We start from the raw sequence: 12,216 nt of genomic DNA on the forward strand, positions 1-12,216 counted from the left end.
AGTGGCGGATAAGGAAGAAAAAGTGGAGGATAGAACAATCAAAGTGAGGGATAAAATTTAATGCAGCGGATAACCTGCTCAAAGTGGCGGATAAGGAAGAAAAAGTGGAGGATAGAACAATCAAAGTGAGGGATAAAATTTAATGTAGCGGATAACCTGCTCAAAGTGGCGGATAAGGAAGGAAAAGTGGAGGATAGAACGTTCAAAGTGACGGATAAAATTTAATGTAGCGGATAACTTGCTCAAAGTGGCGGATTAAAATGAAAAAGGGAAGGATAGCCCTTTTAAAGTAGTGGATAGAATTTTATACTTGATCAAAAGGCAGATGCACTCGATGTTGAACAGGAAGTAGCTTACCGTAGCTTTAAATACATACATTCTCTTCAAAATTCATCCTATTTAAAAACATGGTTAATAAGGATTGTCATAAAAGGAGTCAGCACTAGGTGAAGAACCACATGAAGAACTTCCTGAGAGGTGGGCGTTGGCAGATGTGATGACAAAGCTCACAAAAGAGGAAAAGGATGTTATTTTGTTGAGATTCTCATGATTATACATTGTCTCAGGTGGCTCAGGTATTGCAGCTTAAATTAGGGACGACGAAAACCATTTTGTATCGTGCATTAAAAAAATTAAAGCAGGCACTGGAACAGGAGGGGCAAGGGTGGACAATCTAAAAAAGCAGATGGATCAAATAGACATTCCAGAATCGTTACATCAGCGTAGTCTACAAGGCATTGAACAAGCAAAAATAGAGCAGCATAAGCCTCAGCACTTGGTACCTAAAGTCTTGACTATTGCTGTAACACTAGCAGCGTGTGTATTTGTGGCATTCATGGTGGGGGAGCAACACTTAGGTAATGATCGGGCTAGTGTGCTAAGGTCACAATTAGAAAATTTATCCCCTCCAATGTACTGGATTTTGGCTCTTTTGTGCGTATGCATCATAATATACTTCTCTAGGAAGAAGCTTAAAGTGGGCACTAATCAGAAAAAGACGATTGGTGTTGCCATAGTTTTGATTCTAATGATCGGTAACAGTACGATTTTTTTACAACATCAATTAATAAAACCGATAGTGATACCTACTGTGATTGAAGTTACAGATAGCTTACAGAATGCTTTAGAGATACGCTATATTACAAACAAAGATGACCATCGATATGTGAAATATTTACAGGCAGAAGACGTGCAATTACCAATAGTATATGATCAAACGGAGCAAACAAATCTAGTCAATGGCTTTTATTATCCATTGGATACGTCTCAAGATTTACTCTATCAAAATATTCGTTTAGCTTTTTTTCAGCTTGATTTAAACACGATGAAAAAAGTGATGACAAGCGAAAATGTTTATCTTGTATTAAGTGATGGGATGAAATTACCTGCTCCAATTCATTTAACGAGGGAAACCTTCATTGATGAAAATCAGATCATGAATCATAGCTATAGTCAGTCACAACATGATTCGGAACAAATCATTTCATTCACCCTCCAACAAGATGCTGTTTTTGATGCATTTTATGTTCCAACTTCATTAGAGGATAAAATACTGTTGAAAGAATGGCGATTAAACGATCAGCGCTATACAGCAAGTGATTTTCCTTTTTCAGTGACGAAAGGTCAACGCTTGGAGCTGAATATTCAATTGAAGGAAGCCCCTTTAGATATCAATACGTCCATAGGTTTTAGTGGCCCTGATGGTTATTTAACTAAAAGAGTATATTCGCAAGCGTATTTTACGTCGAATTTGGTGAAAAAGGTGCGTGAAAACAATGAGTGAATCTAAACAACAGGTAAAACTTTTACAATGGTTTGCAGTGGCGCTCTTTTTTCAATTTATCTATTTAAATGTTTTTAAATACGCTAATCTTCTACAAGATATCCTTGTTTATGGGGCCTATTTAAAAAGTCTTTCGTTCTATAAAGAAAAAACACCTATCAGCAAATATATGGCTTGCGCTATGATTCTTGCCTTGATGAATACTTTCTTTTCTTCACATCTTCTCTTCTATTGGAGTACGGTTTTAATTCAAGGAATTAAATTGCTGATCATAATGGAATTTGGAAAAATTTTATTAAGCATTGAACAAAAACACGATATACAGGGTTCCACTACAAGAGTGATGAAAAAATATATAGCGATTGCCTTTGCTGTCATTATAAGTTGGACGCTGTTAATGAATGTTACAAATGATTGGCAGATGGGATTATTGTTCCTAGGCGCATTGCTTTTATTGGCTGTAAATATACGATTATTTCTTCATGTGTTAGCACTTCGTAAACATGTAAAAAACAAATCCTTTGTAGTTACCTACTTACAAAAATGACTCACCATTCATTTTATGCTACACTTTTTGTACAAGGGGAAAAGGGGGAGCAGGATGTTTAAACGGGAGAAAAGTATCGAGATTCAGCAGCATCGCGGTGTACAATGTGCGCATGGGAAAGTTGCGGTGCAGGGGGTTGGTATGAGTGTGTACAGCTTTTTTGTGGATGGGTTACTGATTGATACAGGTTCCTACTCACTATCGCAGGAATTTCAATCCTTTTTTAAGGGTATACCGATAGAGCAATTGGCATTAACGCATTCACATGAGGATCATGCAGGAAATGCAGCGTGGATTCAACATCATAAGAATGTACCTATTTATATTCATCGTGATTCAGTCAATCTTTGTGCTGAAGATGGAGACTATCCACTCTATCGTCAGGCATTGTGGGGGGAACGACCCGCGTTTGTTGCCCAACCATTTGGTCAAACCTTACAAACGAACGCAGCAACATGGGATGTTATTGAAACACCTGGGCATACTACAGATCATCTTTCTTTTTACAATCGGGAAACAGGCGCTATGTTTACAGGTGATTTGTTTATCCAGCCAAAGACAAAGGTTGTGCTTGATGAAGAAAACATTGTCCATACCTTGGCGTCTTTAAGGAAAATAGTAAACTATGATTTCGATGTCGTCTATTGCTGTCATGCAGGCTTTATAGTGGATGGTCGAACGAAAATACAAGAAAAAATTGCTTATTTGGAAGACATGCAAGGAAAAGTGAAGCAATTATTTATGCAAGGTTATTCTGTTGAGGAAATCACCAAAACCATTTTTCCTCGTGATTATCCGATTACAAAAGTTTCGGGAGAGCAATGGTCTTCCAAGCATATCATCACGGCCTTTATTAATCATTTTACCGAAGAGTCCTTTATATAGGGCTCTTTTTTGTCTTGTTAAGAATTTCACAAATACTTTGATCTGTATAATAAAAAACTTTGTGAAAAAATGTGAATAAATTGTGACAAACTCAATTAAGACAATGGATGCGCTTACATAAGTTTGTGAAAAAATTCTCATTTACATAAGAAAAATACTATGTGAAAAGTTGAACAGGCTAAATGGCTCTATGTGTACACTTTTTAATGTGTTAACAATCGCATTAATTATCTTAAAATAATTGATTGTGAAATGTTTAATTTGACAGAAAAATGTAATGAAAGTCATTAAACATTGAATTTTTGAAGTTTAAAATAAATTGACAGAAAATTCGTTGACTATATTTTCACAAAGTATTATGATTCTGAAATATAATAAAAAATCAAAGGGAAAAGGATGGGATGGAATGGACGTAATGAAAAAGGCTTTAGAAATGCATGCACACTATAGCGGGAAATTAGAGGTGAGCTCAAAGGTACCTGTACAAGATTCCTATGATCTTAGCTTGGCTTATTCACCAGGGGTAGCAGCGCCATGTGTGGAGATTGAAAAAAATCCTTCGCTTGTGTACGACTATACAATGAAGGGCAATATGGTAGCTGTTGTGTCGGATGGGACAGCGGTTTTAGGGTTAGGAGATATCGGACCGAAAGCGGCATTACCTGTAATGGAAGGGAAGGCGATTTTACTAAAGCGTTTTGCCAATGTTGATGCTTTTCCAATATGCTTAGATACAAAAAATACGGATGAAATCGTCAGCATTGTGAAGGCGCTTGCCCCGACATTTGGTGCGGTAAACTTAGAGGATATTTCAGCACCAAGATGCTTTGAAATTGAAGATCGCCTACGTCAAGAATGTGATATTCCAGTTTTTCATGATGATCAACATGGAACAGCGATTGTTGTAGGAGCAGCGATGATTAATGCCAATCGTATTGTGAAAAAGGATGTTGCAACGATGAAGGTTGTGATTAACGGTGCTGGTGCTGCAGGCATTGCGATCTTACGTATACTTGTGCAAATGGGCTATAAGAATATTTATATGTGCGATACAAAGGGTATTATTTATGAGGGTCGTGCAGAGGGGATGAATCCGATTAAAGAAGCGGTTGCCCATTTGACAAATCCTAAGAAGCAACATGGTACACTAGAGGATGCACTAACAGGTGCAGATGTCTTTATTGGTGTTTCTGTAGCCAATCTATTAACGGAGGCACATATTGCGTCCATGAATGAAAATCCAGTTGTCTTTGCCTTAGCTAATCCAAATCCTGAAATTACGTATGAAAATGCCAAAGCATGGGGAGTACGTGTTATGGGAACGGGCCGATCTGATTATCCAAATCAGATTAATAATGTTCTCGCATTCCCTGGTATTTTCCGTGGTGCTTTAGATGTGCGCGCTACGGATATTAATGAGTCGATGAAGCTAGCTGCTGTAGAAGCGATTGCCTCCCTTGTGAGTGATAAGGAGCTAAAGGAAGAATATATTGTTCCTAAGTCTTTGGACGAACGCGTAGTGGCCATCGTCTCACGCGCAGTAAGTGGGGCAGCTGTAGAATCTGGCGTATCTGAGCTATTCCAGCAAAGTACAGCACTATCTGTTTAATAAAATTGAATAGGGAATTGGAACAGATAGGGAAAAGTGTATTGCTTTTCTCTATCTGTTTTTTATCAAATATGCTCGAAATTTGTTGTTTTTTGGTGTTTTATGTAATAAAATGATTAAGTAAAATGGAATGTTTTACATAGTTGGTTGAAGAGAAGAAATACTTATTGACGACAGATTTAGGTTAAAAAATAAGTCTTAAGTCCATTTAAAATTGAAAGAAGTGATGAGGGAAAATGACATCAATCGTACAATTTCGATCTATTAAAACGAAGCTAATCGCTTTTTCATTGCTGCTTTTAATGATTCCGTTACTTATCTTAGGTTTTATAAGCTATCAGCAAAGTAAATCAAACCTAGAAACAGTAGGGAAAGAAAATCTAAAAAATAGTGTCGAAATGACGATTGCTATGATTGAGCAATTCAATCAAGAGGTAGAAGCAGGCAATTTATCATTAGAGGAAGCTCAGGAAAAAGTAAAGATTGCTATTTTAGGAGAAAAGGATAGTGAAGGAAAGCGACCGATTAATAAGGACATTAAACTTGGCGACAATGGTTATATTTTTGTCGTTGACCAAAAAGGGATGTCCGTTGCCCATCCAAATATAGAGGGTACGAGTGTTTGGGATGAAGAGGATGATAAAGGCGTTAAGTACATACAAGAAATCATTGCTAAAGGGAATGAAGGTGGTGGATTTGTTTCATATTCGTGGCCGTTACCCAATTCAGGTCAATTAGAGGACAAAGGGGTTTATGCAGAAACAGATCCATATTGGGGTTGGGTCATTGGTGCGAGCACCTATTTAATGGACTTCAATAAACCAGCACAAAGTATTCTTAAGATAACACTTATAGTAATTGGCTTGGCCATTATGGTGGGGATATTGATCATTTGGCAATATGCGAGTAGTATGACAAAGCCTATTAACCAAGCGGCTCAAGCGATGGAGCGTTTTGCAGAGGGAGATTTATCTCAAGAAAGTATGGCTATACGTTCAAAAGATGAAATTGGAAAACTGGCAAGCGCCATGAATCAAATGCAAATAAGGTTGAAGGATATGATTCATAATATTGCCCAAGCATCAGACTTAATTAATACATCTAGTAAAGAGCTAACGCATTCAGCAAATGAAGTCAATATGGGAGCGGAGCAAGTTGCGATTACGATGCATGAATTAGCATCGGGTGCTGAGGGACAAGCTCACCATTCTAGTGCATTAACTTCATTAATGGAGCGCTTTACAGCAGATTTACAGGAAACGAATCAGCATGGTGCACATATTCATCAATCTTCAGTAGAAGTTTTAACATTAACGAATGAAGGAAGTCAGCTAATGACATCCTCTAATTCTCAAATGGAAAAGATTGATAGCATCGTGCAAAATGCCGTTGAGAAAGTGAAAAAATTAGATGCTCAAGCACAGGAAATCTCTAAATTAGTCGTGGTCATTAAGGATATTGCAGATCAAACGAACCTGTTGGCTTTAAATGCTGCGATTGAAGCGGCAAGAGCGGGAGAGCATGGCAAAGGATTTGCTGTAGTGGCAGATGAAGTACGTAAGCTTGCAGAACAAGTAGCCTTTTCAGTAAACGATATTACATCCATCGTCACGAATATTCAGCAAGATTTTGATGTGGTCACGAACTCTTTAGAGGATGGTTACCAAGAAGTAAAAGAAGGAACGAATCAAATAAAAGCTACTACTGAAACATTTAACACGATTAGTCACTCCATTAATGATGTAGTGGAGAGTGTCCAATTAATTTCAACGAATTTATCGAAAGTTACAGAAGATGGCCATAAAATGAACAACTCTATTCAAGAAATTGCTGCGGTGGCAGAGGAATCTGCTGCAGGGGTCGAGCAAACAACAGCTACGACAGAAGAGACAAGTAGCTCAATGGAGAATATGGCTGGAAAGTCTGCTCAACTATCGGAATTAGCATTACAATTGAAAGCTCTCATTGCTCAATTCAAACTATAAAAAACATCTCCCACTCTCTTAAATGAGAGGGGAGATGTTTTTACATCATGCCAACACCAATAATTCCGATGAGTATGACAAAGAAAAGAACAAATAACACGATGAAGATAATAATGGCTGGAATAAAGATGGTGAAGAAAGCCATCCAGTTCGAAATTTGATGTGCTTCAGCGACTACACCTACAGAAATAACAAATGACCAAATCGTCACAATGATGCTTACTAAAATAGTTGGCCAAAAAATCCACGGTAATGAACCCATAAAATTAGGATCCAATAATGAATCGGGTGAAGTCATTAACCAAATAATATAAAGTGGAATCAGTACGATATATGGGATTGCTGTTAAGCTTAACCCCTTAAATAAGTCCGAGTAAGTCCCAGTACCTTTAAATAATTTCCCGAATAGCCAAGAGATGAGTGCAGAAATAGCTGTGCCAATCAAACCTGCGATAGGAGCAAAAATGACACATAATAGGACTAAAAGCCATGGCGAAAAATCAGGGAGAAATTCTGAATCAATTAATCCAGACATAAGGGAGCCAATATAACCAATAGACAAAACCAAAATTGCAAAGCCGATAGATTTTTCATTAATCATATAACGAGTCGTTTGCTTTGGATGCATCCAAACCGATAAAAATGGATTTAGTTTTGACCTTTCTTCTTTTGATGTCTCATTCAAGTTTTCCATCAAACTACCTCCAAAATAATAGAATAATTGCTTGTTACATATAGTTAATATACGAGGGAAGTAAAGAAAAGTTTCATGGAAAATAAAAATAAGCCCACACATAAAAAAAGAGTCGTAATTGTCGACTCTTTTTAAGGTTATTATTATTCGGCTAACATAATTTTCTCAAGTTCTAACGGCTCAATATATTGCTCACCTTTGTAAGCACGCATATTACCGCCTGAAATTTCATCGATTAATAAAATTTCATTCGTTTTCGCATCGCGGCCGAATTCTAATTTAATGTCATAAAGCGTTAAGCCTTTTTTAGCAAGCTCTGCCGCTACAAATTTGGAAATTTCAATTGTACGTTGTTTTAAAATGGCGTATTCTTCATGAGTTAACAGGTTTAACATCGCTAAAGCATCTTCAGAAATTGGAGGATCTAAACGATCATCATCTTTGATGGTTACTTCTACAAAGGAGTCTAAATCTTGTCCTTCCTTTACATAGGCACCATAACGGCGTAGGAATGAACCAACTGCCTTAAAGCGGCAAATCACTTCTAAACCATTACCGAAAACAGTTGCCGGTTTTACTGTCATTGTTGCATCTTCGAAGTTAGCATCAACGAAATGCGTAGGAACTCCTTGTTCGTTTAATTTTGAATAAAAATAAGAAGTTAAACGTAAACCAGCCAAGCCAGCCCCATCAATTGTTAAACCAACAGTATTTGCACCTGGGTCAAACACGCCGTTTTCTCCTGTAACATCGTCTTTAAATTTTAATAAATAATGACCATCTTCTAATTTGAACACATTTTTTGTTTTACCTGTATACAATAATTCCACAAAAAACCCTCCAATATTTTTCATAGTACTCTAAAATTATAACACGAATGTTCTAAATATTTAATGATAAAAATGTTCGTTTAAAACGTTTATTTTAATGTTTTATAACGGAATTATAAATAAAAAATAAGGTGATAACGAATGTTCGTTACCACCTTGGTTGAAATTAAGAATATTCCGAAATCAAATCCTGGGAAACATTGAAAATAGAAGGTTATTAATAGACGCCTTCAGTAAGCATTCCATCTGCTACTTTGATAAAGCCAGCAATGTTTGCACCAACTACTAGGTTACCTGGGAAGCCATATTTTTCTGCTGCCGCTTTGCTGTCTGTATAAATATTTTTCATAATTTGATGAAGTTTCGCATCTACTTCTTCAAATGACCAAAATACGCGACTAGAATCTTGTGCCATTTCAAGAGCAGATACTGCAACTCCACCAGCATTCGCTGCTTTTGCTGGACCAAATAATACGCCTGCCTCTAGGAATTCATTGATTGCTTCAAGGTCTGATGGCATATTAGCACCTTCACCAATTGCTTTCACACCATTCGAAATTAATGTACGAGCTGACTCACCGTTAATTTCATTTTGCGTAGCACATGGTAGGGCAATATCACAAGGAATCGTCCAAATTCCTGTACAACCTTCTGTAAAAGTAGCATTTGGTCGGTAATTAACGTAAGTTGAGATACGGTCACCTTTTACTTCTTTAATTTCTTTGATGGCATCTAAATCTAAGCCTTCTGGGTCATAGATATAGCCTGAAGAATCTGAGCAAGCAACCACTTTGGCACCATACTGTTGCGCTTTTTCAATGGCATACGTAGATACATTACCAGAACCAGAAACAACCACTGTTTTACCTTCGAATGAGTCATTAGCATCCTTTAGCATTTCGTTCACAAAGTAAACAGTACCGTAACCAGTTGCTTCTTTACGTGCTAAAGAGCCACCATAGCCAGGAGTCTTACCAGTTAATACGCCTGATTCATTTGCTTTTGTTAAACGCTTATATTGGCCCCATAAATATCCTACTTCACGAGCACCTACGCCAATATCACCAGCAGGAACATCGACATCTGGACCAATATGGCGGTATAATTCAGTCATGAATGCTTGGCAGAAACGCATAATTTCTGAATCTGATTTACCTTTCGGATCAAAGTTTGAACCACCTTTACCACCACCGATTGGCTGCCCTGTTAAAGCATTTTTAAAGATTTGCTCAAAGCCTAGGAACTTAATGATGGATTCGTTTACGGAAGGGTGGAAGCGAAGACCGCCTTTATATGGGCCCATGACATTGCTGTATTGTACACGATAGCCACGATTTACTTGTACTTGATTGTTATCATCTTGCCATGCTACACGGAAAGAAATAATGCGATCTGGCTCCACAATACGAGATAAAATATTGGCTTTAATATATTCAGGATGTTGCGCGAATACGGGTACTAATGAGATGAAAATTTCTTCAGCAGCTTGTAAAAATTCCGCTTGATGACTGTTCTGTTGTTTAAGTTGCTCAAATACGCCATCTACGTATTCTTTTGCTAATTGTTCATTGCTAACAGTTGTAATTGTCATAAATAAAACCCCCATTTAGTTGATAGATGTATCGTATATCTATTTTTCAAACTATTCAATAAAATACTTTTAAAGTTTGTGAAAAATTGAGCAAGAGAGGTTGTTTTGAAATTATATTAATATAATTTAGTTCTAAGTGATTCATCTAATTACGAGAAAGGAATGATGCCTTATTGTGAAGGTTCTTATAGACGCTGATGCCTGTCCAGTCGTGGATTTGGCGCTATCTATATCATCTGAGTTTGAGATAGAAACTATCTTATTTTGCGATACATCCCATCGTGTTGAACGTGATAATGTAATAACAATTATTGTACCCAAAGGTCCAGATTCGGTTGATTTTACGCTAGTGAACGCGCTTTCAAAACACGATATTGTTATTACACAGGATTACGGATTAGCAGCCATGGTTTTAGCACGAGGGGGGTATCCGATTGATCAAAATGGACGAGAAATGTCTGATGAAAACATCGAACGTTTGCTCGATATGCGGCATGTTGGTCAGAAAATTAGAAGGGCAGGTGGACGAACAAAGGGACCTAAAAAAAGAACACAAGAAAACAATATTTCGTTTGAAATGAAATTTCGACAAATTTGTGAACGAGCAATTTTAGCCCATAAACTGGAGGAATCTACAGGTGAAAAATGAACATAAACACGAACTATTCGAACAATATCCGCAGTTGAACGAACTAGCAAAAAAGGCTACTGTATTGTGGGAAAATACAAATTGGATGAAAAATCCTGAAACAACGCTCTTTACTATGGCTGAAGTGGATGATGCGGAAGCAACATTACAACGTTTTTCTTCTTATTTAAAAGTAGCATTTCCAGAGCTTCTAGAAAGTGATGGTTTAATTGAATCAACGATCAAGGAAATTCCTGCAATGAAAAGTGCTATTGAACAAGCATATGATGTGGCGATTCCCGGCCAATTGCTTTTAAAATGTGATCATGCACTACCGATCTCTGGCTCAATCAAAGCACGCGGAGGAATTTATGAGGTATTAAAACATGCAGAAAGGCTAGCTTTGGCAAGTGGAAGACTCAAAGAGGTGGATGATTATGCGATTTTAGCAACAGAAGAATTTCAGTCGTTCTTCCAACAATATACGATTGCAGTAGGCTCTACTGGAAATTTAGGATTAAGTATCGGCATTATGGGCAAGAAGCTCGGCTTTAATGTCGTTGTACATATGTCGAGTGATGCCAAGGAGTGGAAAAAAGCCTTACTGCGAGAAAAGGGTGCTACAGTGATTGAATATGAAGCTGATTACAGTGTAGCTGTTGAGCAGGGACGTCAAAAAGCTGAGCAAGATCCAAAGTGTCATTTTATTGATGATGAAAATTCAAAGGATTTATTTGCTGGCTATGCCGTAGCCGCTAAGCGTTTAAAGGGGCAGCTAGAAAGGACGAATATTACAGTGGATGAAGCACATCCATTGTTCGTCTATTTACCATGTGGCGTAGGTGGAGGACCAGGTGGTGTTGCCTATGGATTAAAAGAGATTTACGGTGAGCATGTGCATATTTTCTTTGCAGAACCTGTTGCTTCTCCTTGTATGACAATTGGGCTGATGACAGGCTTACATGATGCAATTAGTGTAGAAGATATAGGCCTTGACAATCGAACAGAAGCGGATGGGTTAGCTGTTGGACGCGCCTCCAAATTTGTAGGAAAAGTGATGGAGACGTATATAAGTGGTTGCTATACAGTATCAGATGAAGAATTATTTACATCTCTAGGATTAGCCATGGAAAGTGAAGATTTATTTTTAGAGCCATCTGCACACGCAGGGATGTTTGGAGCCATTCGTTTATTGCAACAAGGTCAATCCTATCTTGAAAAGCATGCATTAGTAAGCCATCTCCCACAAGCCACACATCTCGTATGGGCCACTGGTGGTAGTATGGTTCCACCTACAATGCGAGCCGCTTATTTAGCAAAGGCCAAGGAATTTAATTAAAGACGGTGTGGAGCTATGTTTGGATGGAAGCTCGACCTCTAATAGTGATATCCCGCTCGAGCATAGGGTAAAGCATTCAAATAGTGAGATGCCCCGCTCCAATAGGAGTCCAAAGAGCTCGCAAAATGTATGGACCCGCTCAAGTAGGAGACCAAAGCGCTCACAAAATGTATGGATCCGCTCAAATAGGAGTCCAAAGAGCTCGCAAAATGTATGGACCCGCTCAAATAGGAGACCAAAGCGCTCACAAAATGTGTAGACCCGCTCAAGTAGGAGACCAAAGCGCTCACAAAATGTGTAGACCCGCTCAAATAGGAGTCCAAAG

11 protein-coding genes are annotated in these 12,216 nt (G+C 37.9%); 8 read left to right on the forward strand and 3 right to left on the reverse strand.

The window, feature by feature from the left end:
* Positions 1 to 557: 557 nt before the first annotated feature.
* The 6 genes from MHB39_RS08220 (at position 558) to MHB39_RS08245 (ending at position 6,809) form a co-directional block, all read left to right on the forward strand.
* Positions 558 to 677 carry a hypothetical protein gene (locus MHB39_RS08220; RefSeq protein ID WP_342546251.1) on the forward strand — a complete coding sequence of 40 codons (120 nt, stop codon included), beginning with the start codon at positions 558 to 560 and terminating at the stop codon, positions 675 to 677.
* The gene (locus MHB39_RS08225) at positions 665 to 1,783 is read left to right on the forward strand and encodes a hypothetical protein (RefSeq protein ID WP_342546253.1); all 1,119 of its coding nucleotides are present in this window, start codon (positions 665 to 667) and stop codon (positions 1,781 to 1,783) included. Before MHB39_RS08220 ends, MHB39_RS08225 begins: the two co-directional genes overlap by 13 nt.
* A complete protein-coding gene (locus MHB39_RS08230) occupies positions 1,776 to 2,330 on the forward strand; it encodes a hypothetical protein (RefSeq protein ID WP_342546254.1) in 555 nt (184 codons plus the stop codon). The genes MHB39_RS08225 and MHB39_RS08230 overlap by 8 nt, the downstream gene beginning before the upstream one ends.
* A 54-nt stretch (positions 2,331 to 2,384) precedes the next feature.
* Entirely contained in the window at positions 2,385 to 3,215 is an 831-nt protein-coding gene (locus MHB39_RS08235) for an MBL fold metallo-hydrolase (RefSeq protein WP_313871842.1), read from the forward strand.
* 406 nt (positions 3,216 to 3,621) lie between these two features.
* The gene (locus MHB39_RS08240; RefSeq protein WP_342546257.1) at positions 3,622 to 4,824 is read left to right on the forward strand and encodes a malic enzyme-like NAD(P)-binding protein; all 1,203 of its coding nucleotides are present in this window, start codon (positions 3,622 to 3,624) and stop codon (positions 4,822 to 4,824) included.
* 236 nt (positions 4,825 to 5,060) lie between these two features.
* On the forward strand, positions 5,061 to 6,809 hold the full coding sequence (locus MHB39_RS08245) for a methyl-accepting chemotaxis protein (RefSeq protein WP_342546258.1): 1,749 nt from the start codon (positions 5,061 to 5,063) through the stop codon (positions 6,807 to 6,809).
* Positions 6,810 to 6,849: 40 nt separating this feature from the next.
* Here the strand turns inward: MHB39_RS08245 and MHB39_RS08250 are convergent, their stop codons facing one another.
* The 3 genes from MHB39_RS08250 to gdhA all read right to left on the reverse strand — a co-directional run bounded on the left by MHB39_RS08250 (position 6,850) and on the right by gdhA (position 9,924).
* The gene (locus MHB39_RS08250; protein WP_342546259.1) at positions 6,850 to 7,503 is read right to left on the reverse strand and encodes a Yip1 family protein; all 654 of its coding nucleotides are present in this window, start codon (positions 7,501 to 7,503) and stop codon (positions 6,850 to 6,852) included.
* Between the two features lie 143 nt (positions 7,504 to 7,646).
* Positions 7,647 to 8,333: a phosphoribosylaminoimidazolesuccinocarboxamide synthase gene (locus MHB39_RS08255; protein WP_257521777.1), complete on the reverse strand. Its 687-nt coding sequence runs from the start codon at positions 8,331 to 8,333 to the stop codon at positions 7,647 to 7,649.
* Positions 8,334 to 8,550: 217 nt separating this feature from the next.
* On the reverse strand, positions 8,551 to 9,924 hold the full coding sequence (gene gdhA, locus MHB39_RS08260) for an NADP-specific glutamate dehydrogenase (RefSeq protein ID WP_004269356.1): 1,374 nt from the start codon (positions 9,922 to 9,924) through the stop codon (positions 8,551 to 8,553).
* Between the two features lie 175 nt (positions 9,925 to 10,099).
* Here gdhA and MHB39_RS08265 point away from each other — a divergent pair, with 175 nt between their 5' ends.
* A complete protein-coding gene (locus MHB39_RS08265) occupies positions 10,100 to 10,573 on the forward strand; it encodes a YaiI/YqxD family protein (RefSeq protein ID WP_258860615.1) in 474 nt (157 codons plus the stop codon).
* Entirely contained in the window at positions 10,563 to 11,891 is a 1,329-nt protein-coding gene (locus MHB39_RS08270) for a D-serine ammonia-lyase (protein ID WP_342546260.1), read from the forward strand. The genes MHB39_RS08265 and MHB39_RS08270 overlap by 11 nt, the downstream gene beginning before the upstream one ends.
* Positions 11,892 to 12,216: the final 325 nt, after the last annotated feature.

Source organism: Lysinibacillus sp. FSL K6-4013 (assembly GCF_038630435.1).
GTDB classification, from domain to species: domain Bacteria; phylum Bacillota; class Bacilli; order Bacillales_A; family Planococcaceae; genus Lysinibacillus; species Lysinibacillus boronitolerans.

Bases quoted from the DNA above. Each gene is read 5' to 3' on its own strand.
- MHB39_RS08230 (WP_342546254.1), top strand. From the start codon at position 1,776: ATGAGTGAATCTAAACAACAGGTAAAACTTTTACAATGGTTTGCAGTG.
- MHB39_RS08235 (WP_313871842.1), top strand. From the start codon at position 2,385: ATGTTTAAACGGGAGAAAAGTATCGAGATTCAGCAGCATCGCGGTGTA.
- MHB39_RS08240 (WP_342546257.1), top strand. From the start codon at position 3,622: ATGGACGTAATGAAAAAGGCTTTAGAAATGCATGCACACTATAGCGGG.
- MHB39_RS08245 (WP_342546258.1), top strand. From the start codon at position 5,061: ATGACATCAATCGTACAATTTCGATCTATTAAAACGAAGCTAATCGCT.
- MHB39_RS08250 (WP_342546259.1), bottom strand. From the start codon at position 7,503: ATGGAAAACTTGAATGAGACATCAAAAGAAGAAAGGTCAAAACTAAAT.
- gdhA (WP_004269356.1), bottom strand. From the start codon at position 9,924: ATGACAATTACAACTGTTAGCAATGAACAATTAGCAAAAGAATACGTA.